General features: G+C 44.9%; 16 protein-coding genes. 5 read left to right on the top strand and 11 right to left on the bottom strand.

Annotated features, from left to right (window positions below):
• Positions 1-387: 387 nt before the first annotated feature.
• Positions 388-3,216 carry an alpha/beta hydrolase family protein gene (locus AC3IRT_RS15795; protein WP_489394172.1) on the bottom strand — a complete coding sequence of 943 codons (2,829 nt, stop codon included), beginning with the start codon at positions 3,214-3,216 and terminating at the stop codon, positions 388-390.
• A gap of 214 nt (positions 3,217-3,430) precedes the next feature.
• On the opposite strand from AC3IRT_RS15795, the gene argH reads away from it, so the two are divergent.
• On the top strand, positions 3,431-4,765 hold the full coding sequence (gene argH, locus AC3IRT_RS15790; protein ID WP_489394171.1) for an argininosuccinate lyase: 1,335 nt from the start codon (positions 3,431-3,433) through the stop codon (positions 4,763-4,765).
• A gap of 133 nt (positions 4,766-4,898) precedes the next feature.
• Here the strand turns inward: argH and AC3IRT_RS15785 are convergent, their stop codons facing one another.
• From AC3IRT_RS15785 to AC3IRT_RS15755, 7 genes are all read right to left on the bottom strand, one after another.
• Positions 4,899-6,503 carry a calcineurin-like phosphoesterase C-terminal domain-containing protein gene (locus AC3IRT_RS15785; RefSeq protein WP_489394170.1) on the bottom strand — a complete coding sequence of 535 codons (1,605 nt, stop codon included), beginning with the start codon at positions 6,501-6,503 and terminating at the stop codon, positions 4,899-4,901.
• 13 nt (positions 6,504-6,516) lie between these two features.
• Positions 6,517-7,953, bottom strand: a complete 1,437-nt coding sequence (locus AC3IRT_RS15780; protein WP_489394169.1) for a hypothetical protein — start codon at positions 7,951-7,953, stop codon at positions 6,517-6,519.
• Between the two features lie 11 nt (positions 7,954-7,964).
• Positions 7,965-11,135 carry a TonB-dependent receptor domain-containing protein gene (locus tag AC3IRT_RS15775; protein WP_489394168.1) on the bottom strand — a complete coding sequence of 1,057 codons (3,171 nt, stop codon included), beginning with the start codon at positions 11,133-11,135 and terminating at the stop codon, positions 7,965-7,967.
• A 112-nt stretch (positions 11,136-11,247) separates the two neighbouring features.
• Positions 11,248-12,189 carry a FecR family protein gene (locus AC3IRT_RS15770; protein WP_489394167.1) on the bottom strand — a complete coding sequence of 314 codons (942 nt, stop codon included), beginning with the start codon at positions 12,187-12,189 and terminating at the stop codon, positions 11,248-11,250.
• Positions 12,190-12,298: 109 nt separating this feature from the next.
• Positions 12,299-12,910 carry an RNA polymerase sigma factor gene (locus AC3IRT_RS15765; RefSeq protein WP_489394166.1) on the bottom strand — a complete coding sequence of 204 codons (612 nt, stop codon included), beginning with the start codon at positions 12,908-12,910 and terminating at the stop codon, positions 12,299-12,301.
• 163 nt (positions 12,911-13,073) lie between these two features.
• Positions 13,074-14,588 carry a TlpA family protein disulfide reductase gene (locus tag AC3IRT_RS15760; RefSeq protein WP_489394165.1) on the bottom strand — a complete coding sequence of 505 codons (1,515 nt, stop codon included), beginning with the start codon at positions 14,586-14,588 and terminating at the stop codon, positions 13,074-13,076.
• Positions 14,589-14,705: 117 nt separating this feature from the next.
• Positions 14,706-15,767, bottom strand: coding sequence for an aldose epimerase family protein (locus tag AC3IRT_RS15755; protein ID WP_489394164.1), 1,062 nt, complete (start codon positions 15,765-15,767; stop codon positions 14,706-14,708).
• Between the two features lie 146 nt (positions 15,768-15,913).
• Between AC3IRT_RS15755 and AC3IRT_RS15750 the strand changes: the two genes are divergently transcribed.
• Together AC3IRT_RS15750 and AC3IRT_RS15745 are read left to right on the top strand one after the other, a co-directional pair.
• Entirely contained in the window at positions 15,914-17,260 is a 1,347-nt protein-coding gene (locus tag AC3IRT_RS15750) for a deoxyguanosinetriphosphate triphosphohydrolase (protein WP_489394163.1), read from the top strand.
• Positions 17,261-17,291: 31 nt separating this feature from the next.
• Positions 17,292-19,409: a type IA DNA topoisomerase gene (locus tag AC3IRT_RS15745; RefSeq protein WP_489394162.1), complete on the top strand. Its 2,118-nt coding sequence runs from the start codon at positions 17,292-17,294 to the stop codon at positions 19,407-19,409.
• 5 nt (positions 19,410-19,414) lie between these two features.
• Here AC3IRT_RS15745 and AC3IRT_RS15740 read toward each other — a convergent pair whose 3' ends face one another.
• On the bottom strand, positions 19,415-20,539 hold the full coding sequence (locus tag AC3IRT_RS15740; RefSeq protein WP_489394161.1) for an acyloxyacyl hydrolase: 1,125 nt from the start codon (positions 20,537-20,539) through the stop codon (positions 19,415-19,417).
• 116 nt (positions 20,540-20,655) lie between these two features.
• Between AC3IRT_RS15740 and AC3IRT_RS15735 the strand changes: the two genes are divergently transcribed.
• Together AC3IRT_RS15735 and AC3IRT_RS15730 are read left to right on the top strand one after the other, a co-directional pair.
• Positions 20,656-21,666, top strand: coding sequence for a hypothetical protein (locus AC3IRT_RS15735; protein WP_489394160.1), 1,011 nt, complete (start codon positions 20,656-20,658; stop codon positions 21,664-21,666).
• Between the two features lie 86 nt (positions 21,667-21,752).
• Entirely contained in the window at positions 21,753-22,205 is a 453-nt protein-coding gene (locus AC3IRT_RS15730) for an energy transducer TonB (protein WP_489394159.1), read from the top strand.
• Here AC3IRT_RS15730 and uvrA read toward each other — a convergent pair.
• Both uvrA and AC3IRT_RS15720 read right to left on the bottom strand, forming a co-directional pair.
• Positions 22,202-25,063 (bottom strand): excinuclease ABC subunit UvrA, encoded by a 2,862-nt coding sequence (gene uvrA / locus AC3IRT_RS15725; protein WP_489394158.1) that lies wholly within the window; start codon positions 25,061-25,063, stop codon positions 22,202-22,204. The two genes, AC3IRT_RS15730 and uvrA, sit on opposite strands and share 4 nt — an antisense overlap.
• A gap of 78 nt (positions 25,064-25,141) precedes the next feature.
• A complete protein-coding gene (locus AC3IRT_RS15720) occupies positions 25,142-26,194 on the bottom strand; it encodes a hypothetical protein (protein ID WP_489394157.1) in 1,053 nt (350 codons plus the stop codon).
• Between the last annotated feature and the right edge of the window lie 9 nt (positions 26,195-26,203).

Here is a 26,203-nt window from a genome sequence, read left to right as displayed (position 1 = left end):
CAAAATAGATCACATCAATTTTTGAATAGAATAGGGAATGCGATGGGAAAATAAAATACCAATAAAAGGAAAAAGCTTGTCTAAGGATTAGACAAGCTTTTCATCAAAAACTAGTTTATAATTGGATAGCATGAATTTCGTGTAAGTTTTAAGACTTTTTAGGTCTATCAAGTTTAAAGTTTACTTCTGGCAGTGATGAGTAAGGGTAAGCTTACTCAGATTTTTTTTTCATCTCCCTTTACATCACAAACATAGGGTTTTGATTTAGACCTCACAAACTAAAACTCAAAAAAAAGTAAGTGGTTACTTTCTGTGTTCTATGCTGTTTAGACTTACACTTTGCTAAATCGTATAAAGCAACGTTGAACCACTTACTGACGCATTTTATTAAAATGCACGATCTTCCAGATGTTTGTCCATATCAAGGTAATTGATACCTTTTTCCCACCAGTCGGGAGAAGTTGCTCCCTTCAAATAGTGATCAAAAAATTCCATCATGCGCACAGCGTAGTCTTTTTTATTCACTTCTTTCGCTAAGCCGTGATTTTCTCCATTGTAAGTCAACATCGTTACCGGCTTCTGCAATCTGCGTAGTCCATTAAAGTATTCTATACCCTGAGTATAGTCTACCGCACCATCTTTATCGTTGTGCAAAATCACCAGTGGCGTGTTCACATTTTTGATGTGGTAGATGGGAGAATTGCGTGTGTACGCATCCCAATTGTCCCAATAACCTGTCGTCAATCTGCCTTGTGATGACTCAAAAATACTCTGATTGGTCGTTCCCGAGTTCCAGTAAATCAAGCTATACATACTAATCATGTTCGTCAATGGCGCTCCCGCCACCGCTGCTTTGAAAATATCTGTTTGCGTGATGAGGAAAGAGGTCTGGTATCCGCCCCACGAATGTCCGTGAATACCGACGCGTTCTTCGTCAACAATACCTGTTGCCACCGCAGCTTTTACTGCTGGTACCACGCAGGCAACAGCAGACATACCAGGATCATTCAGTTTGTACGCAATATCTGGCATCAGCACGGCATATCCGTTACTGGTGTATACCGCGCGGTTGAAGCCTCCGCCCGGGAATGCAGGGTTAGAATAACTATTCGTGCCATCCGTCAGTCGCTCATAGATATACGTAATAGTAGGGTAGGTCTGTCCTTCTATATAATTAGCAGGCAAGAAAAGAGTGGCTTGCAGTGTGTCGCCAAAGTCATTGACATAGCTGATTAGTTTCGAACCGCTGGATAGCGCGTAATCATTTTTATTAGGCGTATTCTCTGTTAGCTTTCGGGTGTTTTTAAACGCGCCATTATCCGTCACATATAGTTCGGGCGACGTGGTATTGTTCTCTTTTACGAAAAAGAGGTCGTTCGCTTGTTTCGGCTTGGTGATATAAGAATAGAGATCGTCCGAATGTTGACGTATTTCCACATTATTACTTCCCGCCTTTAACACGGCAATTCCCGACTGTTTGTCTGCCTCATTAAACACCGTGAAATATTGATCTTTTTTCAGATCTGTAAAGTCATCATCTGGGTAAATGTTAGATAGCAATCTTGCAGCGGTCCATTGCTGCTCCTTCCAGCGGTCTGTCAACGCAATAGCCGACTTCCCATCCGAAGAAACTTTCCACAGGTCGTAGTTATCTCTTAAAAGCACGTACTTGCTATCGGCCGTCCAGCCAAAGTTAGGTGTGCCTGGTTTTTCTACATTATTATCTACTTTCTCTGCAATAAAGCTGGTCGCCATCTTTGCTGTTAAATTCGTAGAAGACAGGCTGCTCGTATGTAGATTGTGGTAATGGCCATCTTGGTAGTACAATAGGTATTGACCATCTGGAGAGAAAGAGATATTTCTCAAAGCGTTGAGATAAAGCTTTTCGATAGCTTTGCGGCTTTGGCCAGTCGCAATATCTACGAGATACAGATCCGCAAACTGTTGTCCGTCTAAGCTAGACGTCATCTCGTACGGTGCGTAATCCAGCGCATAGCCTAGGTCTTGGTTTGGCGCTAGCGTAATGCTCTTGCGCGCACTGTCTGCCAGCGATACGAATTGTTTGGTTTTTACATGATAAGCCGATTGTACGGTGTAGTTCTTATCCCGATTAGATTGGGTGCGTTGGGCAGATTGCAAACGTTTATCTTGCCAATTCCAGATAATCATATCGGGCTTTTCCGCATCCTTATCTTTTTTTGCGGCCGGCTTTTTATCCGCAATCTTGGTAGAATCTTGTGCAGTGCTGTCAGCGACTGCTTTTTCCAACTTAGCTACGCCAAAGAATAACGTGTTGAGGTCTTTTGACCAAAATGGGCTACTGTTTTCACTAATGCCGAATCCAGCCGTAATCTCTTTTTCATCCAATCCCGTATAACTGATGATGTTGGACGCATTCCCGCGCATATCTTTCACGCCGATAAGGGTGTATACAGGCGTTTTATATGCCTTGTCTGTTTTTGCCTTTAGCAAGGCAAGCGCGGTACCTTCCTTATTCCAGTTAATTTTGCTATACGCAGCTTTGTCATTATCGAGCGCATAGGTGGTGCCTGTTTGCATGTCGCGGAGAAATACACCATTGCCGTTTTTGCTATTTGCATCAATGGTATACGCCAAGTATTGTCCTGATTTGTTAAATTGAAATTCGTTGACATTGCCGATATTAAACGTTTGCTTATTTTGTAAGTTGTACAATAGTAGGTCGCTTCCTTTCGGGGCATCAGGGCCTTTGGGGCCTTCGCCTGCCGACTCAAAGCGCACGGCCAACCAGTTGCCGCCTTCGTTTGAAAATTCAAAAGATTTCGCCCGGTCAAAGAGTACGCTGCTGGTGTCCTTGATGGCGACCAGTCGTAAGTTCTTAAAATTGGGTTTCTTTGCTTTTTCGTTGGCTTTGATCGTTTTGTATGGAGCCGCTTCAAAGAAAGCGACATGGCTGGACGATTCATTGAAGCGAATCGGCCCCGTCTCGCCGCCAATTTTGTATTGATATTTAGTCGTGTCGAAGGCGCTTTTCAAAAGCAAGTTAAGGTCACCTTGTGTTGGTCCTTCTGCATAAGCGTACCATTTTGCATTGTTGGAGATCGTGAGTACGTTCATCCGAAGGTATTCCCATTTCGGAATATCTTTCCAGCTGATGGGTGGTTTGCTTTCCTGCGATTGCACGCGCAAAGCCGCAAACAAAAGCGTGCTAATGAGTATAAAGTTTTTCAATTTCATAGTGAGGTATTCGTTGATCGTTATTTTGGATTTTCGAATATATTGAATTTTAATTCTTTTTCCGGTAGGTATCAGCAAGGTTACCGTCTCCAAACAATTGATTTAACGGTCTGCAATTGCTACTTTTGGTGGATTTAAACGCGATCCTCTGGAATGGAAACGGAGCAACTACCTCCAGCTTTTCCGATCCGCAGGGCGAAAAGCATGATTATATATGAAGATTTGGCAAAAAAATATAGACGTTGATACATTCGTAGAAAACTTCACCGTTGGTAATGACCGGGCGATGGATCTCCATCTGGCTGGAGCAGATGTGCTGGGGTCGCTGGCACACACGCGTATGTTGCACAGTATAGGTCTGATGACGGCAGACGATCTTGCTGCGGTACAAGCTGAACTAAAGCATATTTATCAAGATATCCTTGCCGGAAACTTCGAAATCGAAGACGTGGTAGAAGATGTGCATTCGCAGATCGAAATGTTGCTGACGCAACGTGTCGGCGAAGCCGGAAAGAAAATACACTCGGGCCGCTCCCGCAATGATCAGGTACTGGTAGACCTGAAATTGTATTTCCGTACGGAGATCGAAAGCATGGTAAAGCATACCGAAGGTTTGTTTAACCAATTGATCGAACTAAGCAATACGCACAGTGACGTGCTGATGCCTGGATATACACATTTACAAATTGCCATGCCTTCATCCTTCGGATTGTGGTTTGGTGCTTATGCCGAAAGCTTGGTAGATGATTTACACCTCATGAAAGCGGCATGGCAAGTGTGCAACAAAAATCCATTGGGTTCGGCTGCTGGGTATGGCTCTTCGTTTCCGCTAGATCGCACGATGACGACTCAATTGTTGGGTTTTGAAGACCTCAACTATAATGTGGTATATGCACAAATGGGGCGGGGGAAAACGGAGCGTATTCTCGCACAAGCCATGAGCTCTATTGCTGCTACATTGGCCAAGTTTGCGATGGATGTTTGCCTGTTTATCAATCAAAATTTTGGTTTTATCTCCTTTCCGGCGCATCTCACTACCGGTTCCAGCATTATGCCGCATAAGAAAAATCCGGATGTTTTTGAGCTGATTCGTTCCCGCTGTAATAAGATACAGGCCTTGCCGAATGAAATTGCCTTAATGACGACCAATTTGCCGGTAGGCTATCACCGCGATTTACAGTTGCTGAAGGAAAACTTGTTTCCAGCTTTTCAGTCGCTCAAAGATTGTTTGGAGATCGCCACCTTTATGCTGCAGCATATCGATATCAAGAAGGATATTTTGGAAGATCCAAAGTACGATTACTTGTTTAGTGTAGAGGTAGTCAATAATGAGGTGTTGCAAGGAATTCCATTCCGTGAAGCATATAAGAATATTGGTTTATCGATCGAAGAAGGTACTTTTAGTCCGGAGAAAGCGGTCAATCATACCCATGAAGGCAGTATTGGTAACTTGTGTAATGATCAGGTCGTTCGTATGTTCGAAGAGGCAAAGTCTGCCTTTGGTTTTGAGCAGGTGGAGAAAGCATTGAAAGATCTGTTAGCAGATTAAACAACGCGATATGCGATTAAATGAAAGAGGGCAGTCTATCCACAGGCTGCCCTCTTTGCTATGAACGTGTTTCCTTGCGAAGACACGTTGCTTCGGCTTTCCAATTCCTTTTCAGGTGGCGCCTTTTATCCAATTATGGGAGATCCGGATAATCCTTCGTCGGTTCGATGCGGTAGGTACTCGTTGCTTCGTGTACACGACCGTAATCATCTGTTGCACGTACTTTAATTTTATGTTCGCCAACGGCCAAGTCAATCGGTAATCCGACACGCCACAAATGCGTGCTGGTCATTCCATCTGTAGGACGACGACCTGGAAGCAACGTCTCCAGATTATCCCAAGGATATAAAATCGCGGAGTAAGCTGGATCGATTGTTCTGGCTAGCATCATCTTTTCCCATTTGCCACCATCGATCGCAAATTCGACTTTATTGCCATGATGACCCATAAAGAAGTTAGCAAAAATTGCTGCGCGTGTTCGTTTCCCTTGACCAACTACTTTCGGATGGTACAAGTTGATCTGATAGGTGGAATCTTTGCCCGATGGCTTGTAGCTAATGCGGTAATCGTGTTTGTTAAAATCGACAAAAGCATAACCATTTGGCGTGCCATCGCGCATCGTTGCGGCCGGTACACCGCGCTCGTCCAATTCGCCGCTGTACCAATCTCCTGATGTTGTACCAGCGTTATATTCGTGGTGCGGTTTCGATTGCTGCCATCCGTCCGCTTTTCCGTAGAAATGCTGTGTCTGCGTATGCATGTGTGCAGATAGTGACAAGGTGTGCGGATAGTCTTTCAACAGATCAAACAGGCGCTGTCTATCTTCCGCACGGAACGTGTCGCCATTTCTATGCTCTAACGGAATATGGAATGCCAAAACAACTAATTTGGAATGATCCACATGCTTCAGGTCATTCTCTACGAAATCCAGCTGATCTTTGCGGAATCCGCCCAGATATCCTTTCCCAGTGCGTGGGTTCGGGTAACGCACATTATCCAATACGATAAAGTGCACATGGCCGTAGTTGAAGGAATAATTGGCAGGGCCAAAGTTTCTTTCAAATGTCTCGTCCGATAAGCTATCTGCTGTCACATCATAGTTCATGTCGTGATTGCCTTTTAGATTGTACCAAGGCAATCCGATGCGCGCAATGCTAGAGCGGTAGGAGGGATGCAAGCTCAAATCATCGCCCACCAAATCGCCCAAACTCAAGCCGAAAGCCACATTTTGTATGTCGACTACTTCATCTACAATAGCACGATTAAAAAAGGTCATTTCTTGTGCCGTGTACGCTTGTGGATCTCCAAAAAGCAACATGCGAAATTCCTCTTTTTCTGCATTTTTCTGCAAAGGAAAATCAATAGATTTTGGCAGTGGACCGGTAGGATCCACACCTGCATAGGTCAACTCCTTTGGCGAACCTTTGGGTTTGTGTATATAATAGGATTGGTGTAGGTTATGCTCGTTTAAAGGCGCAGCGTATCCTGCAGGCTTGATCACAAATACAATATTGTCTTCGCCAACGGGAAGTTCGTACTGTCCTTTTGCATCGGTCAATACTACTTGTACGCCATTACTCACGGCTACTTGGGCAATACCTTGCTCACCTTTGTCCCATTTTCCATTTTTATTGAGGTCATCATAAACCTTGCCTTTGGCCAATTCTTGTGCGTTGCCTGTTAGCGCAGCAAACAAGAAAGCCGTCGTGGCCAATAGGCCAAATATATTCTTCTTCATAGTTTTCTGTAAATTATTTAATGAATGGCATCACGTAAGGCGATGCTTTATGTTGAACCAATACCTTATTCATATCATACGCCATAGTCACGGTAGCATTTGCCCGATCGTAGCTGAAATCGTCCAAGCCTCTGTTGGTCGGGATAAAATCTGGAATGACTGCTTTGATATGCTGTTCGCTAACGTTGCGGTTGTTCAATTGCTCGCGTTCCGAAACGGGGAAACGAATACCTAAGTCTGTCATTCTGCGCCCTTCAGCGATAAAAATTTCCTGACGCAATAGGTAGATAAGATACAGTGCCCCTTCTTGCGATGTTATGGCATCAATTTCTACATCGGTAATATGCGTGCCCGAAACCGAATAGGCCGGAATAGTTCCTTTGGCGCGATCTAATACGAATCCCGACACGGCTGGGCTTTGTGCGTCGAATTTGACTTGTACGGCCGTAATAGCATAATCCGTTCTGTTGCCACCATTACGCGTGTCGTTTTTGTCATTGAGTTGTGTTACTGGTCTTTTGCTTACGGTATTGCTCAATAAATCCTTCAAGGTTTGCTTTACCGCGGTCAAATTGTTTTGTACGGCTTGCGCTTCCGCCAAGATCAGGTACGCTTCTTCGGCTTTGGCGATAGCAATAGGCTTCTCATCGTCGAAGATATTGCTGGTTTGGTGGAAATACTTTGGATCTAGAAAGTCCAATCGCGGCAGCGGTGCAAATGAATTGGTTGTACTAGAGAAAATGGCGCTTTGGAAATTGTTAGATGGGCCACTTTGTGTACCATATTTTACCTGACGAAGCAGAAGTGGTGTCGCTACGATCTGATTGGCAAAGTTGGTAGCTTCGGCTATATTTCCTAAACCATAATGACAGCGCGCAATTAATAATGTGCAGGCGTTTTTGTCCGCAGCAGCGCTATACAAGGTAGAGGCTTCGTTGAGCAGCGCAATCGCCACATTGCGTAACTCTACAGGCGATTTTACCTCGCCCAATACCGTAGTCGGCAACCCTACATACAATTCTGCTCCCAAAATATGGGCGTATGCTTTTGAAAAAAGCAGTTCCGCACGGATCTGCTGATCTGCTGGCGACTCAGAAAAGGTGAATTTGGTCAATCCAAATTCACTCATCTCAAGCAGCTTTTGGATGTTGGCCTGAATATTCGTGACATCACGATCAAAGTGGTTGATCTCCGGATTGTCGAATACCTTACTACTCTGCGTGTAATTGTTGAAGTAATTGTCAGAAACGATTTCGGTAAACTCCACCACGGTACCCACGGTCAAGCTGGTTTGGCGGCGCACGCCGTTCAGCCAAGTAGGTAGTGATTGTTGTCCGTCAATAAAACGCTCTTCGGTGACGTACGGATTTTCTACTTCGAAAAGTTCGCAAGAGCTTAGCAATAAGCTAGCGCCTGCTAATAGATATAGGGGATTAAATGATAATTTCATGGTGTTATTTCTTAAAAGGACATTTTAACAGAGATCAAGTATTGTCTAGGCGCGGAGTAGGTTGCGTAAGAAACTCCGCCGGTCGTTGCGCGACCCTGACCTTGAGCCGACCCACTAATGGTTGCTTCTGGATCAAAACTAGATGTCGCAAAGTTGAATGGATTCATCACGGTACCGCTCACGACGACACTTTTTGCAAAGGATTTAATCATTTGCTGTGGCAATGTATAACTCGCGCCAATGGTTCTGATCTTGATGTAATCTGTTTTCTCTACGAACATATTGGTGAATTGCAACCAACGGGTGCGTTTGAATGCGGAGTTGATTTCGCCTTCTGGAATGCCTTCGTCGCCAGCGCCATAATTGTATCGAAATTGGCTGTCCCAGTTGTTGGCATAAGCACCTTTTTGGTAATCGCCATTGGCAAATATGTTGAGTGATTTCCACTGGAAGTTCACGCCCATGCTACCGAAAAGATCTGGAATCGTGGTGCCCAGATTTTGTAATGGCGTGGTGCTTTCCAATACACCATCTTCACCAAATACGCCATACGCACCGCGGATAAATCCGATGGGGTAACCTTCTTGTACAACAGTTTGTATCGTACGCTCGCTAAATCCGGCCAAGTTGAATGGCGCAGCTCCGTTAGAAGACAATACTTTATTGTACAAGGTGTTGATAGCCAAGTTGAAGCGAAGGGAAGTGTTTTCTTTCTGAATTGCGACAATTTGTGTAGAGAACTCCAATCCACGATTTAGGATCGTGCCTACATTTCTGAGCGCTAATGCTTCACCTGTAGAAGGCGCGGCCGGAACAGAAAATAAGGCATCATTTGTTACCGCATGATATAGGCCAGCCGACAAAGTAATGCGGTCTTTCCAGAAGCCTAAATCTAAACCTGCCTCAAATGTGGTGGTTTTCTCTGGACGCAAGTCTACGCCAGGCATACCAAACATAGCAGCTTGACTGCCCAAATATCCTTCGAAGCTTACCGTTCTTAAGTTGAGGAAGGCCGGCGGAAAGTTTCCAGCTACACCATAGTTACCGCGTAATTTGGCAGAAGGTAAGAATGGAAGATGATCACTCCACCAACTTTCGGACGATGGGATGTACGAGAATCCAACTTTAGGATAGTATTGCGCCCCGATATCTTTACCAAAGGCACTATTGCCATCTCCGCGAAGACCTAAATCCAAGAAGAGTTTGTTTTTCCAACCTAAGTTCGTCTGCGCGTACACCCCATAGTTCACCACTTCGTCCACGAAGTTATCACTGCTCGTTGCGATCGCTTCGCGAATGGTTCTTGCGCCATCGCGCACATTCGTACCATTGTAAGCCACTTGCTTGTCTTCGTTGCGGAATAGTTGTCCACCAACGGTAGTAACAGCCGAAAAATCGCCGATCTCCGCGCGATGCTGTCCGTTTAATTCCAAGGTCAATCCCCAGAATTTCCGTTCACCATTATTGATACTTCCACGATCTGTGGTGAGGTTACCTGTGGTGTGCGTTAGGTATTCATTCGTTTGGATCGTTTGGTTGCGCACGACCCGGTAATCGATACCACCCACCGCTTTAATGTTGATGTTGTGCACAGGTTTGTACTGAAAAGTCTGTCCGGTTTGAAAGCGATTCACCACAATCTCATTATCCTGAAGCCGTTCTGCGGTGTGTACAAAGGTTTTCATCTTTTCAAATTCTTCGTCCGACAGATCATCAATGCGTGGGTTAAATCTCGGAGTTGGTCCCGTTACGGCCGATGCACCACTTTCTGCATACCACAATCCGGTATAACCACCTTGATTACCATTACGTGTACGCTTGAAGCTATTGTTGACGAAGGAGAAGCTGCTTTCATACGATACTTTTTCATGTAATTCGGCTTTGAATCCCGTACGCAGGTCGAAACGCTGATTCTGATTTTGCTTGAATAGCTGTACACCCGAACTGTTGAGGTAAGCGCCGGTGACGCTGTAGCCCACTTTTCCGCTGTTGCCATTCACCGCGATATTATAGCGTTGGAAAAGTCCGGGCTCAAACAAAAGCTCTTTCGTCCGTTGGAAATGCAGAAAATCCGTCGTGGCACGCTCCGCACCAAGAGTTGCCTCGGCGGATACGCTGGTGCGATCCGCACCACCTTTTTTAGTGAAAATCTGAATTACGCCATTCGCCGCATCCGAGCCATATAAAGTAGTAGCAGCACCACCGTTTACATATTCCACACGCTCGATATTATCGATTGGAATATCGGCCAGCGCACTCACGCCAGCACCCTGCGCGCTACCGCCACCAATAGCCGATGCGGTATTTAGATTGTCCATACGCACACCGTCTACATAAATTACAGGCGTAGAATTCATAAAAGCAGAAACCACACCGCGAGCGCGAATGATAGACGTCGCGCCGGATTGTCCACCTGTTAGGCGGATTTGCGCGTTCGGCAATTTCGACTGTAGGAGTTGGTCGAAACGGGTTGCCGGTACTTTCGCGAGCTCATCGCCACCAATGCTGGCGATGTTGGTAGAAAGCCTTCTTTTATTGATGTCAAGACCTTGACCGGTGATGACCACTTCATCCAATCCGAAAAGATCTTGTGCTAAGTCGATCTCTAATTTTTGAGATAGGTTGCTGCGCTGTACCGTGATATCTTTGGTTTTATAACCCATAAAACTCACGCGGATGGTCCAGCTTTCTGCATCGGGAAGATCTAGCTTAAAATTTCCGTCGACTCCCGACTTGATCGATCTGTTTTTGGCAACTACAGCGAGCGTGGCTTCCGATACGGGTTGGCGCGTCAGCTCGTCGCGCACGATACCGCGAAGTACCGCTTGTTGTTGCGATTGGCTTCGTGTTTCGACTTTTGGCGCTGGGTTTTCAGTCAATGCATGCAGTAGAATAATGTCGCCTTTGATTTGGTAGGCGATGCTTGTGCCACGTAGTAATTCTTCTAGCATATGTGGTAGCGAATGCGTTTTGTCGTAGCTAGCTGCTTTCTTTCCGATCAGGATCTCTTTGTCGTAGACCAATCGTTTGTTGGCGTTTTTGGCGATTTTCTCCAAAGAGACAAGCAAAGCACTTCCATCTGCCTGCGTGGTATACGTGGAGACGGTTGTCAGCATCTTACCTTGTGTGGGAGCAGCCCCTAAAAGGCAGGCTCCAGTAAGCAGCAATAGGTAACTTTTCATTTTTTGTGGTTGATGTTTGTTGTTTGATTAATAAGGATTAAAGTGCTGTGTCTGGCTAGATTCTATAGTTTGCGCGCAATCCAGCCCGTGTACAGCCACTCTTTCCAGTTTGTTATTTGGATTGAATAATTATTTTTCCATTTTCATGTCGGTAGGTTGTACTGGTAGCCAAGCAGATCATCTCTAGAATGTCTTCCATATCATCCTGCGTAGTGAATTCGCCCGAAAATTTGTGATCGTCTGCTAAGGATTGTTCGAGAATAATAGCGATGCCATAGCGCTGCTGTAGCTTTTGAGCGATATTTTGAAAGTTGTCATCATGGAAGAGCAACGTGCCTGTCCTAGCAACCTCGTGTGTATAGCGCTGGACTTCATCGTCCGTTTTGCTGTACACCAAACTGTCGGCAGCGATTAGGGTATATTGTTTGCTCGGATCGTGTAGCGATGATACAGTTACCTTCCCAGTCTTTACAGCGATATGCCATAGCGATTCGTTTTCATAAGAACGAATGCGAAAAGAGGTTCCCAGTACTTCGGTTTGCATCGCTGGTCCTTTAATTCTAAAAGGTCGGGAAGTATCTTTCTGCACTTGAAAGAAAACGTGACCAGTCAATAAATGGATGGTGCGTGCGGTATCCGACTGAAAATCTGAACCTACTTCTACGTGCGAGTTGGCTTCCAGCGCGATGGTCGAACCATCGGGCAATGTGATTTGCTTGGTTTCGCTAGCGCCCGTTTGATAGATTAGACGCTCCGGTTGAAAGAAATGATACAGACCAAACGTGAGAAGAAGCGAGGCGGCAGCTGTGGTCGCAGCACTCCAGATTGAGATGCGGCTATTTCGCGTTGTCGAGGTGCGCTGTTCCGTTGGATAAGTCGCTTCGTCAATGTGTAACCATATCTTTTCGCGGATGGCTTCCTGCTCATCTTCGCTATGTGGTAGCGGTTTCTTGACCAAAAACGAAAGCCACTGTCGCAGCGCCTCCGTCTGCTTTAAGGTGTTCTTCTTTTTAAGGTAGTTTTCTACGATTTGCTGAATTTCTTTCCGCTGCATATAAGTACTGTTCATTACTTATTAGTCTAGAAAAGGCGAAGGGAGGACTAGTGGGTTGTGTTATGAAATCGTTACCAGTCTATTAAAAATTGGTGCGCTGATCAGGCTACTAAAAGTGATTTAGCACAAGTGCTACCGTGAGGTAAGCAGCATCGCCTAATTGTGCTCGCAATTTTCGTCTGGCGGCAGCCAAATGATTTTTTACGGTTGCTTCCGAGATCAGCAATTGTTTTGCGATCTGCGGAATGGTCAGGCATTCTACGGTACGTAGATAAAAAACTTGTCGCATTTTTTCAGGTAGTAAACTAACCTGTCGGTCGATCTCCTCCTGCAATTCGTGCACCAAAACTGGGTCTACCGCTTCGGCAAAACTTTCCACTAAAGCATTTTCTAAGGGAATGTTCCGCTTGTTGTGGCTTAATCTGGTTTGTAGTCGGGTGAGGGTTTTGTAGCGTACCGATCCGTACAAATATTGGTCAATGCTGGTCTGGATTTGTAGCTCATTGCGCCGATCCCAAAAGTTGATGAATACTTCCTGCACCACATCTTGGGCATCATCATTATCTTTTAGCAAATGGTAGGCAAGTCGGTACAACCGCTGCCAGTTACGTTGAAAAATGGCAGATAGTTGCGCATGACTCACGACTTGCTGGGTCGTCAAATCCAGCGAATCTGCTAAAAGCTCGCCGCTGTAATCTTCATCGGTAGGTGATACATGCATCACCGACAAAGGTCGCAAGCAAAGATTAAGGGAAAATTAAAAGTGCGTAAGGATACTGTTATAAGTTTGTTGCCACAGGTATCCGTTTTGGTTAGAGCAAAAAAAACCTCTGGAAGAATTTTTCCAAAGGTTTTTATACATTCAATATGTTTTCTAATATTCCTTAACCGCGTTTTGCCAAAGCAATTTTGGTGTCCAATTCTTTTACTAACTTATCCACATTGGGTTCTGATCCAGAGTTTTGGAAACGGATGAAGCCATCTTTGTCGATTATCACTTTCGCAGGGATACCTTGGATACCATAAGCTGTTACCGTTGCTTTTGAGCGATCTTTCATTTCGTCAAATAGCACGTTGAAGTTATAGTTGTTTTTTGCGATAAACTCATCTACTAGCTCTTTGTAGTTTTCTTCACGTTGCCATGTATCAATAAATAGAAACTCTACTTCCTCATCGTTCGCATATTTGTTAACAGCTGCTTGCATACCAGGGAATGAGATGATACAAGGTCCACACCAAGTCGCCCAGAAATCTAGTACGACTACTTTACCTTTTAATGATGCTAAGGAAACTTCTTTGCCTTCACGATTCATTAATGTAAATGCAGGCGCTTCCTCTTTCTTCATTTCCTGCTCATATTTCGCAAAATATGCTTCCGTCATTTGCTTATCTAAGTCGGCAAGATGTGCTTGGAAGTCAGCTTTGTCACCATGCACGTCTTTGTACAACATCTGCGCTTCTGCTACGATCGTAGAATCTTTGCCATTCGCAGCGATAAACTTTTCGTACGTTTCCAAAGCTTTAGCTTTGTCGCCCTTTTGTGTGTAGGCGTTGCCTAATGACCGAGCATTTTGCAAGGCATAATAACCGCCGTAATGAGATTCTTCCAACGAAGATTGCGTGATCGCAATGGCTTCATCATAGTTTTTCTCTGCAGTTAGTAAAGAGGCGTATTGTGGTGCTACTGCATTATAAGAGTACGCATTATTACTTCTCTTAATTTGGGGGTCTTCTGATTCCGCGGCAGCCTTACCAATGGCATAAGCATCTTTCAATAAGGTAGAATAAGTGCTCAAATCTTGTTTTTCTTCCTCTGCTTTAGCAAAGGCATTCGAGATGGCGGTCACATAGTAATCAGAACCTTTTAGTTGTTTTAAGAGTTCTTGTGTCTTCGCTGTATTCGACTCTTTGATATAACGGGACGATAAGTGATATAGACCAGCTTGATAGATGGCTTGATCTTTTTCAGCATAATTAGCAGCAGGATATTTCTGTGCCCAAGCAGTATATTGTTGCTCAAAATCAGCTGCCGAAGCATCTTCTCCAACTTCTTTCATCATGTCAGAATACGCTTTGTTGCGCACGGTTTTACCTTGAGGATATTGAGTTTCAATTGACGCTCGAATTTCTTGTGCACGCGCTTCATCATCGAGAGCTCTCTCGTATACCATGGCTGCCAGACTCAATTGGTCTTCATCTTTTTTCTGAGCTAGTGCTTCCGCTTCTTGCTTCAAGAGCACTTTGTCTTCCTCGGTGCCACTTGTTGCTAATTTATTGATCTGTGCTACAATTTCTTCGTAGGTCGCGCCATCTTTAGCGGCCACTACTTCCTGTGCATTAGCTTGCTGGAAGTACAATACGGCGCTACAGGCTAGCGCGATCCATTTTATGTTTTTCATATACGTATAAACTTAGTTTTTGAGAGTCTGCTTAAAAGATTCTGAACATTCGTGTTCTGCGAATGGAACTGATAAACTGTTGTTTGATACACGATTACGTGTTTAAATTTATTGTTTTTATTTGTGCAGAGAAAATTTATATATCGTCTTAGACTGGTATTCCTGTCCTTTGTCAAGTACCACGGACGGAAATTCGGGCATATTCGGCGAATTGGGGAAATGCTGCGTTTCAAAACACAAGCCCGTATAAGGTGTGTACGCTTTTCCAGATTTGCCGGTATCTTTACCAAACAAGTGATTACCGGTGTAAAAATGAACGGATGGTTCAGTACTGAAAACTTCCAACTGAATGCCGGAAGAAGCTGATCGCGCCGTGGCTAAAGGTTCTTTATCGCCAACAGTTACGACATAGCTGTGGTCAAATCCTTTGGCTATTTCCTGTTGCGGGTTACTCAAGTTCAATTGATCCGAAATAAGGGTTTCGGCTCGGAAATCAAATGGCGTAGTCGCGACCTCTTCGCCCATATTTAGCGGGATTTGATCTGCATTGGTCGGGATATATTGACTAGACGGAATGCGTACATAATGATCCAGTACCTCACCTTGGCCTTCGCCATGCAAATTGAAATACGCATGATTGGTCAGGTTAAGTACAGTCTTTTGATCGGTTACTGCTCTGTAAGCAATCTTCAATTCATTTTCATCCGTCAACTCATAAGATACATGTACGTTGAGGTTGCCGGGAAACCCACTTTCGCCATCATTTGCGGTATAATAAAAATCGACTTTATGCTGCAGGCTCACTTGTCGATCCCAAACGCGATCATGAAATCCATCGCTACCGCCATGCAGGCAGTTACTACCATTGTTTTTCTCTAACAGGTATTCTCGGCCGTCCAACTCAAAACGAGCATTTGCAATCCGGTTGGCATAGCGCCCCACCGTTGTCCCCAAAAACTTCGCTTCCGCTTTCAAATAATCTCCAATGTTATCAAAACCTAAGACCACGTCGGTCGGCTCGCCCTGTTGGTTGGGCACGATAATACTCACGATCCGCGCGCCATAATCGGTCAGTGCAACTTGCATACCGGCCTGATTTTGAAGCACAATAAGATGGGTGTTTTTGTCGCGGTGCTTTGTCTTGAAATGTGTGGGATCAGGGAGATGGTATGTGGTCATATAAGATCGTTCTATCTATTCGATGACTAAAGATAACGAATATTTTCAATCCCGACAAATGGCAGATTAGGGCCTAAAAGTGAATCGACTGGCATTCCCCTTCTCCCGATTAAACCGTATATTTGACGGTCAAAACACGATGTTACATGCAGTGGAAACAACTATTATCGGCCAAAAGATGGGGCTACGAAGCACGCGAGCTGAACGATCAGATCGATGCACGTTCTGAGTTTCAGCGTGATTACGATCGCCTAATCTTTTCCTCGCCTTTTCGCAGATTGCAAAACAAAACGCAGGTATTTCCATTGCCTGGATCCGTGTTTGTACACAACCGATTGACGCATAGCTTAGAAGTGGCCAGCGTGGGAAGATCTTTAGGTCGCTTGTTTTACATGATGACCAAAAAAAACAATCCCAATATTGACATAGAGGTTCCTTTTTTGCAGGAGGTTGGCAATATTGTTTCAGCTGCTTGTCTGTCTCACGATTTGGGTAATCCGGCTTTCGGACATTCCGGCGAAGCCGCTATCTCATCTTACTTCACCGACGGCGCTGGGCTAGATTTTAAGGATAAGGTTACAGCAGCGCAATGGGAAGACCTGACTCATTTCGAAGGTAATGCCAATGCGCTACGCATTTTGACACATGCTTTTAATGGGAAAGACGATAAAGGCTTTGCGCTAACATACACCAGCCTTGCTGCGATTGTAAAATATCCTTGCCGTGCCATTGACGGGCACATTAAAGGCAATCATCATCGCAAGAAATATGGCTTCTTTGAGGGCGAAAAAGTCATTTTTGATAAGATTGCAATTGAGCTCGGTTTAAAAGTAGATCCCGAAAATCCGGAAGGATATTTGCGTCATCCTTTGGTCTATCTGGTAGAAGCGGCTGATGATATTTGTTATAATATCATCGATTTGGAAGATGCGCATCATCTGCGAATTCTATCATATCCCGAAGTAGAGGAGTTATTATTGCCGCTATGCGGAGATGCAAATCTGCGCGAGCGATTGGATGGACTGGCCGACGAGGGAAGCCGCGTGTCGCTCTTGCGCGCTAAAGCCATAAATACGTTGATTCATGGTTGTGCGAAGGTATTTACCGACAAACAAGACGAATTGCTATCAGGCACATTCCAGTCTTCGCTGATCGATGCCTTGGATCAGCCTTTGGTTGAGCAGATGAAGCGCATTGAAAAGCTGTCCATAAAGCGTATTTATAATGCGCCCAATGTGGTTCAGATTGAAATTGCTGGTTTTAAAGTAATGAATGCCTTATTGGGCGAATTCTTGCCTGCTTGTCTTAAAACCAAAAAGACTAAGTTTGATGAAAAGGTTGTTGCAATGATTCCAGAGCAGTTTCATGCGTCGTCCGACGATGTGTACAGCAAGATCCGTTCTGTGCTAGACTTTGTGTCGGGTATGACCGATGTGTACGCCGTAGATTTGTACCGCAAAATACAAGGAATTACCATTCCTTCCTTAGACTAAACACGATCCTTACGTTTCGATAATATAAAGCATGAAAGTAGTAATTGCGGAGAAGCCGTCTGTTGCGCGGGACTTGGCGCGAGTGATGGGAGCGAAAAATATTAGAGATGGCTATATCGAAGGAAATGGCTATGCTTTTACCTATGCGTTTGGGCATTTGGTGCAATTGTGCACGCCGCAGGCGTATGGATATCATAGCTGGTCGGCCAATAATTTGCCGATCATCCCATCCGAATTTGCACTGGAAGTAAAAAAAGTACGTAAAGATGGTCGCCAGATCGATGATGGTGGCGCAGCCAAGCAACTAAACACGATCAAAAGCTTGTTGGACAAAGCCGAGGAAATCATTGTGGCAACGGATGCGGGGCGCGAAGGGGAATTGATTTTTCGCAATATTTATTATTACCTCAAATCTGATGTGCCGTTCAAACGTTTGTGGATTTCATCGCAAACAGATAAAGCCATTAAAGCGGGTTTTGCCGCTTTGAAAGAAGGTACGGAGTACGATAGCTTATATATGTCGGCACGATCTCGTTCAGAATCCGACTGGCTCATCGGTATCAATGCCACACAAGCGATTACGTTGGCCGCAGGAAACAAAGGTTTATTATCCTTGGGTCGTGTACAAACGCCGACTTTGGCCATGATCTGCGCGCGCTATCTGGAAAATCTTGATTTCAAGCCCCAAGCGTTTTTCAAGATTCAAGCTGGTTTTGAAAAAGACGGGATTGCATTTACCGCTACATCCAATAAGTTTGATAAAAAAGAAGATGCTGATGCACGATTTGCACAGCTAAAAGTAGGGGATAATGCCGAGGTTACGCAGGTCGAAGCCAAAGAGACTAAAGAACCGCCACCTTTGTTGTACGATTTGACCAACTTACAGCAAGATGCGAATAAAAAACACGGCTACTCGGCCGATCAAACGCTGAGCATTGCGCAAACGCTGTACGAGAAGAAAGTCATTACCTATCCGCGTACGGGTTCGCGGTATATCGGAGAAGATGTATTTGAAACTGTCGATCCCTTATTTCAGCACTTGGCCGCTACCGGACCCGAAAGTATTGCGGCGATTAGCAGAAATCTGATCGGAGCGAAGCTCAATAAGCGCTCGGTGGATGACAAGAAAGTCACCGATCACCATGCTCTGCTCGTGACCGACGAGAAACCGGGGCCGATGCCCAAAGATCAACAACATGTGTATGAGATGATCGCGAAGCGAATGGTCGAGAGTTTTTCCGAAATATGTATTAAAGACATTACGACCGTCGTGCTGAAAGCCGCAGATACAGAGCTGATTGCCAAAGGAACGGTTATTCGCCAATACGGATGGCGCTTATCGGCAGAGCAGGTGGAACCAGCTGCGGAAGAGGAAAAAGGCAGTGAAGATCAGGATAACGAAAACGCGCAATTGCCGAAGTTGACGACGGGTGAATGGCATGAGATGCGTTCGCTGGCGTTGTCCGAGCGATTTACTAAAGCAAAACCTGTACATACCGAAGCTTCCCTCTTAAAGGCGATGGAAACTTCTGGTAAGGAAATCGAAGATGAGGAAATGCGCCAAGCGATGAAGGATTGTGGATTGGGAACGCCGGCCACACGCGCTGCTACCATCGAAACCTTATTTCAACGCGAATACATCCGCCGAGAAAAGAAAAAATTGGTACCAACGGATAAAGGGTTGACAATCTACAACTTGGTCAAAGATCGCTCTATTGCCAAAGTCACCTTAACGGGTAAATGGGAGCAAAAGCTAGAAGAAATGCGTGCCAACAAGGTGTCTTACGATGTCTTCATGAAGCATATCAAAGATTACACGGCGAAGATTACCGGCGAACTGTTGCAGTTGAAAATTGCTATGGCGCAGGAAGAAGCCAAACCCCAACAAAAAGGCAAGATCAAATGTCCGAAATGCCAACCCGGCAACATCGATCTGTACGAAAAGATTGCGCAGTGTGATCGCTATGCGCAAGGTTGCGACTTCAAGATATGGCGCACTTTGAATGGTGTATTTATAGAAGAAAAGGAAATGAAAAATCTCTTGGAGAAAGGCAAAACTTCTGTGCTGAAAGGCGTGAAGAATAAGCAAGGTCAGCTGGTAGAAGCGGCCTTGACTTTCGAAAATCTTCGCGTTAGCCCGGTAGAATAACCGAGCTAACGATTAAACGTATAGCCGACCGTCCATTCGATGAAATCCGCCTTTCCCATGTGTGCTTTGATGGATACGCCCGCATTGATGTTTTGATACACATAATAACGTGCTCCTGCGCGTAGAAAGAACTTGTTGATCTCCCCATTGAAGACTTGATTGTGGATGTAATAGCCCACATTCCCATTCAATACCAATCGTTGGTTGAGCACATGCGCTAAATAAAACGACGGGCCGCCCGAAAGTTTGGAGCCTAAATCACCTGATTTATCGCCGGCAACTTCATCATCATTGCCCGAAGAAGAATAGAAAAGATCCAATCCGCCGCCAATACGCCATTTGTGACTTACATGCCGGCTAGCATACGCACTTACCGTAGATTTGAAATAGAGCTGATCATTATCTTGACTAAGCTGTTTCACGCCTGCACCATAGTTGATGTGGAAAAGTGTACGCCTGCTATAAGGCGGAATATCTGCTTTTCGGGCACTTACTGGTATCGGGTTTGGTTGATAATTAACAGAGATTGTCAATGGTACGAGGTTCACCCCCGAGTTTGGCAAAGCCAATGCGCCATTGGAAAAGTGATGAAAGGCCAATCCTACACCGGCGCGCCATTTGGGATGAAACGCATATTGCGCACGTATGCCAAAATCGATAAATACATTGTTCTTCGAACCAATAACTAAATTCAAAGGATTATCTTCCTCATCAAATGGATAAAAATTTCCTGATAAACCTAATCCAATGCGATAATCATACGACCAACGGCTGTGTTCTCTCGGCGCAATAGGCGTCTGCACGAATCCATACAGCGCATACGGATTGCCGATAATGTCGTTATGAAAGGTGCTGGAATAGAATCCAATTCCGTAAATCGGATTGTTGTATAATTCGAAATAGGGGTCTTCTTTATTTCGCTGCTGCCAGCCCACTTTGAAATTGATGCCTTCGTAATAAGCATCTTGATAAGCGACCTTCGCGTTTTTCTGCTGTAAGATGCCCCCATTTTCTATTTCCATTTCAAAAATGATGGGAGATTTTCGCTTTGCGATAGAATCCGTTTGTGCATATACACCATTTGCAACAACGATAAAAAAGATAAAAAATAGCGTAAACAGACGTAGCACGAATAAAATTTATTGATTAAGGCGCAAAAGTACATACATTTTTAGGATTTTCTGTTTCGTTATAGTCATTCATCGCCATTTTTACGTCATTAGCTGAGCATTGTGTCAAATAATTTATGCAAAGCCCTACCTTTGTCCGAGATATGGCGACACGACTTTATAACCCTTTTCTGGATTTTACATTTGATAACCAGACTTGCTTTTTGACTGGCAAAGCATTGCATTCTGCTGATGAGCAAATTCAGGTGTTCCCCGTATGGATGATGCGTGCTTTCAATTTGGAAGAACAGCCCTTCAAGATGCTGGATGAAAGCTTTTCCACATACAAAAAGTTGAAGTTGCCCTGCTCTGCGGACGCGGCATTGCAGCTAGAATCGGTAGAATCGGCGGTCGAACGTGCCATGGCTATTGGCTATACGGCCGTGAAGGAATTACCAACCACGATTCTTTTTCAATGGGTCGCCAAGATCTTATATGGCGTGGTGTTTAATGAAATACAAGCCGGTATTCGGCAGGCTACAATGAGTGGCGAAGAGATGAACTTCTCGCAGGCGTTGGTGCACAAATTTCGCAATATGCACACGATGTTGCAGTCGGCCATTCACCCAATGGAATTTGAAAATAGAAATCCATTTTCTGTGCTAGTGCTTCCAGTAGAAAATGCGTCCGAAACGTTTATTTACCGCGATGAAATCAATACCTTGATATTCTCCTTGCGGATGAATGATTTTGCGATCATCGCTACGCTACAAGACAATGGCACGCATGCCATCTATCACGAAGATGTGCTGGCAGCGGTAAAAGACAAAGTATTGCATCCGATCCAGTTTGAAGAAATCTGTGCGCGTTATTTCTATTCTGCGTACCTGTTTAATAAACTGCCAGAATACACCTATATGGACACGCCTAATATGATCTATGTAGAGCCAATGCCGATGCAAGATTGGACGATGAAGCCTATTTTCGATCATTGGCAAGTGAAAACCTATGGACAGGTGCTGGAGAATTTCTGGAAACCGTGGGGATACACACTTTTCGAGATTATCAAAAATCCGGAACAACCAATGAGCTTTATATCTGATGAACATGGCAATTTTCGGGAGCAGGTAGATTTGCCACTTTCCTAATTAGGCTCAGCCCGGGTAACATTATACGGCTTATTTCGTGGAGTGATTTTTGTTTCTTAACTCTTAGAAAGGTAGAAAATACAAATATGCAAGCAATAAAAGACATCTTCTTGGTCGTGCTCGTACTTTCGCTGAGTGCGATCATGAGCCCTGCTCGTGCCCATATAGGAAATCATATTTCGGTGGATACCATTTATAGCGAGGTGGATGTGATTCCGCGGTTTTCTGGTGGCGCAAGAGGCTGGAGCAACTTCCTGAATAAACACCTGAATGTGCGCAATATACAGGAAAGCATCGATGAAGATAGTTATATCAGCTTCGGGTTGGTACAGCAGGCCAATTTGGAGTTTACCGTATGTGAAGACGGTCAAGTCTGCGACATAGAAGTGCTCAATGCCGATAAGATCAGTCCGGAATTTAAGGAAGAAGTCATGCGCGTGATGAAACGTTCACCACGCTGGAAACCGGCGCTGCGCAATGGTCAGCCAGTTAAAACCCGTTTCCGACAACCAGTCGTGGTCAACCTGAAAGACCTTTAAACCGTTGCGGTTGCTTGAGGTTTCATCTCTTCTTTCAGGAATCTTCCCGTTTCGCTTTTCTTCACTTTAATCAGATCTTCGGGTACGCCAGCAAATAGCATGGTACCGCCTGCGGCGCCACCTTCAGGCCCCATATCGATCACCCAGTCTGCCGTTTTGATGACATCTAAGTTGTGTTCAATAATCAGGACACTGTTTCCACGATCCACTAAACGATTAATCACGCCCATCAATACATTCACATCCTCGAAATGCAAGCCGGTAGTCGGCTCATCCAAGATGTAGAACGTACTCCCGGTATCTTTTTTGGATAACTCGGTCGCTAGCTTTACACGTTGTGCTTCGCCACCAGATAGTGTGGTAGAAGATTGTCCTAAGGTGATATAGCCCAAGCCAACATCTTGCAAGGTTTTAATTTTGCGGTAGATGGAAGGGATGTTTTCAAAGAACTCCACTGCCTCATCGATACTCATGTACAATACATCCGCAATTGATTTCCCACGATAGCGTACTTCCAATGTTTCGCGGTTATAGCGTTTGCCATGACAGTTTTCACAGGGTACTTGCACATCGGGCAGGAAGTTCATTTCGATGATTTTCAAACCTGCACCTTGGCAGGTTTCGCAGCGTCCGCCTTTCACGTTGAATGAAAAACGTCCCGGTTTGTAACCCCGGATCTTGGCTTCGGGCAACTGCACGAATAGCGTGCGAATGTCGGAGAAAACGCCGGTATACGTTGATGGATTGGATCGTGGTGTTCGTCCGATCGGACTTTGGTCAATCTCGATCACTTTATCAATATGCTCTAGCCCTTGAATGGATTTGTAAGGAAGCGGTGTCGCTTTAGCGCGAAAGAAATGATGATTCAATATTGGGTACAGTGTTCCTGTAATCAAACTGGATTTTCCAGAACCAGATACGCCGGTTACAGCGATTAGTTTTCCTAGCGGGAATACCGCATCTACTTTCTTGAGGTTGTGCCCAGTTGCTCCCGAAAGCACCAGCTCTTTGCCATTGCCGGCACGTCGTGTCGCAGGAATGGCTACTTCTTTTCTGCCATTTAGATAAGCCGCAGTCAGCGTATCCGCTTTCAAAATATCTTGTGGAGTGCCTTCTGCCACAACTTTTCCGCCATGTAAACCGGCCAATGGCCCCATATCAATTACATAATCGGCATGCAAGATCATATCTTTATCATGCTCCACCACCAACACCGAATTGCCGATGTCGCGCAGGTTTTTCAAGGCATGAATCAAGCGTTCGTTGTCGCGCTGATGCAGACCAATACTCGGCTCATCCAGAATGTACAATACATTGACCAATTGTGAGCCAATCTGCGTGGCCAATCGAATACGTTGCGCTTCGCCACCCGAAAGGGTTTTCGAACTACGGTTGAGCGTAAGGTATGTAAGTCCAACATCCAGCAGGAAGCCTAAACGCGTACGGATCTCTTTTAGAATCTCAGTCGCAATCGTGCGCTGGCGATCGTTCAGACGATCTTCTAAACCTTCAAACCAAGCATACAGATTGGAAATATCGGTCGAAGCCAACTCGTAAATATTCTTGCCATCCATCTTGAAATGGAGGGATTCCTGTTTTAATCTTGCGCCTTTGCAGCTAGGGCAGGTTACTTTCGTGCGAAAATCTTCGACCGGTCTGCTATCTTCCTGTTGTTTTGGAGCGTGCTCCTCCAACATCGTAAAGATACCTTGAAAATTAACTTTATATTCTCTGGCGCCATAGCTACCATAGGAAACGGTGAGTGGAATAGGCTCGTCTGCACCGTACAAAAGCAGATCTATTTGCTCTTCTGTCAGTTTGCTGATCGGCGCTGTAAGCGAAAAGTCGAATTTGGCGGCGATGGCTTTAATGATCGCGGAAGTCCAAGATTCGCGCAGCGCGCCAATCGGTACAATAGCACCTTTCTGAATGCTCAAAGAACGATCTGGAATGACCATTTGTTTGTCAATCTCAAATACATAACCTAATCCATCACATTTCGGACAAGCGCCATAAGGCGAGTTGAACGAGAACGTATTGGGCTGTGGTTCATCGTAGGAAATCCCAGATTCTGCATCCATCAAATAGCGGCTGTAGAAATTCTCCTTATCTTCTTTATTAACAATCTTGATAATTCCTTTAGCGGTTTTCAATGCTTGCAATACGGAGGTGTACAAACGCTTACGATCCTCTTCATTAACATACAAGCGATCGATAACGATCTCGATATCGTGGATCTTGTATCGGTCTACTTGCATTTTGGCAACCACATCCAAGATGTCGCCATCCACACGTACTTTGGTGTAACCTTGTTTGCGGATTTGCTCGAATAGCTCACGGTAATGTCCTTTCCGACCTTTGATGACCGGTGCCAAAATATAGATGGGATCGCCTGCGTATTCTTCCATAATGCGATCGATGATCTGATCGTCAGACATGCGCTCCATCTTGCGGCCGCTGACGTAAGAATACGCTTCGCCAGCACGTGCATACAGCAAACGCAGGAAATCGTAAATTTCGGTAATAGTACCGACGGTAGATCGGGGATTTTTTGACGTAGTTTTCTGTTCGATAGAAATAACCGGACTCAAACCAGAGATTTTATCCACATCGGGGCGCTCCATGCCGCCCAGAAACTGACGGCTATACGCCGAAAAAGTTTCCATGTAACGTCGTTGTCCCTCGGCATAAATGGTGTCGAAGGCCAAGGATGACTTTCCACTACCACTTAAGCCGGTGATCACGACCAGTTCATTACGGGGAAAGGATACATCAATGTTTTTAAGATTGTGTACCCTTGCTCCAAAAACCTCTACCTCACGTTGTTCACCCAGATCTACCGTCTTATCTTTTGCCATTAGAATCCTGATTTATGCAGGTGGCAAAGTTACGCATTTTAAAGACGACTTTTGCGCATTGCTTGGTATACTTCGTTCTTACTTGCTGGTGGTGCGTAAGTAGATTTTGCCATGCGTGGTGCGCAAGTTGATGTTTTCACCACCACCATTGATTGTGCCTTGGATTCGATTGGACGAACCAGAAATCGTAAATGACTGTGGTAATTCTGAAAAAGCAGATTCCAGCGCCACATTAGCGGATTCCATGGCTTGTTCTACGACTGTTCCAATAGAGTCCAATAAGCCTTCTGATTGCAGGTCGATGCTAATTTTGTTCCTTAAACTATCCGTATTTACATACGTCTTTGTCTTTGAGAGTACAATCGTATGATCTTTTTGCTTCGTCGCTGGCTTGAGGTCAATGTTGAGTTCCTCGGCCGCAAAAATTTCGCCCAAAGTGGTGCGCAATTCCAAATTGGCGGGTGTTGATTTGGGAACAGCGACATCAATGAAGCCCAAAGTTGATATTAAAGACACAGGCCCTTTCACTGGTTTATCTAATACTGCTTCAATGTTTCCATGTACCGTTTTGATGGTCATCGGTCCAGTAACTCGTTGTAATTTTATATCACCAAAGGTGCTGCTTACTTCGATGTCCGACAAGAGATCTTTTAAGGTAATACCACCTTCTACCCAACTAGACGGTGCTTTAATCGCTAATGCAATTCTATTAGGTAACCGAAGATGCACCGAGTCCAATTTCTGACGATTTACGACACTGAGTATCGCAATACCATCCGATTCGGTAAGTTGTAGTCCGACACCGGTATTATCCTTCAACCCTGAGCTGTTGATGCCTTGTAAGCCCGCGGCACGCTCGTCCTGTTCTGAGCGTTCTGCCCAAGTAGTCACGACCACTTCATTGCCATCGTATCCTTCTACGGAGATCGCATTGGCATTCACGAGTAGTTTCCCACTGTTCTTCTTAAAACGGTATTCTTTTCGTTCACGATTTGTGTTATTGGATTTTGCTGGATTTAAAGCATCTTCACCAAATACCGCCGCAGGCGGTCGTTTGGGTTGTGTTTGCGCTGTAGCCCAAGTACACATAGCTAACAAAGCTATTACGCTGCTGATTATCTGAGTTTTCATAGTCTTGTG

The organism is Sphingobacterium sp. KH_072, assembly GCF_057837975.1.
Note: the sequence above shows the minus strand (reverse complement) of the source record. Positions and strands in the feature narration are given on the sequence as shown.

Excerpts from the sequence above, each read along its gene's own strand:
- AC3IRT_RS15735 (WP_489394160.1), top strand. The coding sequence starts at position 20,656 with ATGCAAAGCCCTACCTTTGTCCGAGATATGGCGACACGACTTTATAAC.
- AC3IRT_RS15775 (WP_489394168.1), bottom strand. The coding sequence starts at position 11,135 with ATGAAAAGTTACCTATTGCTGCTTACTGGAGCCTGCCTTTTAGGGGCT.
- AC3IRT_RS15720 (WP_489394157.1), bottom strand. The coding sequence starts at position 26,194 with ATGAAAACTCAGATAATCAGCAGCGTAATAGCTTTGTTAGCTATGTGT.
- AC3IRT_RS15765 (WP_489394166.1), bottom strand. The coding sequence starts at position 12,910 with ATGCATGTATCACCTACCGATGAAGATTACAGCGGCGAGCTTTTAGCA.
- uvrA (WP_489394158.1), bottom strand. The coding sequence starts at position 25,063 with ATGGCAAAAGATAAGACGGTAGATCTGGGTGAACAACGTGAGGTAGAG.
- argH (WP_489394171.1), top strand. The coding sequence starts at position 3,431 with ATGAAGATTTGGCAAAAAAATATAGACGTTGATACATTCGTAGAAAAC.
- AC3IRT_RS15785 (WP_489394170.1), bottom strand. The coding sequence starts at position 6,503 with ATGAAGAAGAATATATTTGGCCTATTGGCCACGACGGCTTTCTTGTTT.
- AC3IRT_RS15730 (WP_489394159.1), top strand. The coding sequence starts at position 21,753 with ATGCAAGCAATAAAAGACATCTTCTTGGTCGTGCTCGTACTTTCGCTG.
- AC3IRT_RS15750 (WP_489394163.1), top strand. The coding sequence starts at position 15,914 with ATGCAGTGGAAACAACTATTATCGGCCAAAAGATGGGGCTACGAAGCA.
- AC3IRT_RS15770 (WP_489394167.1), bottom strand. The coding sequence starts at position 12,189 with ATGCAGCGGAAAGAAATTCAGCAAATCGTAGAAAACTACCTTAAAAAG.
- AC3IRT_RS15755 (WP_489394164.1), bottom strand. The coding sequence starts at position 15,767 with ATGACCACATACCATCTCCCTGATCCCACACATTTCAAGACAAAGCAC.
- AC3IRT_RS15780 (WP_489394169.1), bottom strand. The coding sequence starts at position 7,953 with ATGAAATTATCATTTAATCCCCTATATCTATTAGCAGGCGCTAGCTTA.
- AC3IRT_RS15795 (WP_489394172.1), bottom strand. The coding sequence starts at position 3,216 with ATGAAATTGAAAAACTTTATACTCATTAGCACGCTTTTGTTTGCGGCT.
- AC3IRT_RS15745 (WP_489394162.1), top strand. The coding sequence starts at position 17,292 with ATGAAAGTAGTAATTGCGGAGAAGCCGTCTGTTGCGCGGGACTTGGCG.
- AC3IRT_RS15760 (WP_489394165.1), bottom strand. The coding sequence starts at position 14,588 with ATGAAAAACATAAAATGGATCGCGCTAGCCTGTAGCGCCGTATTGTAC.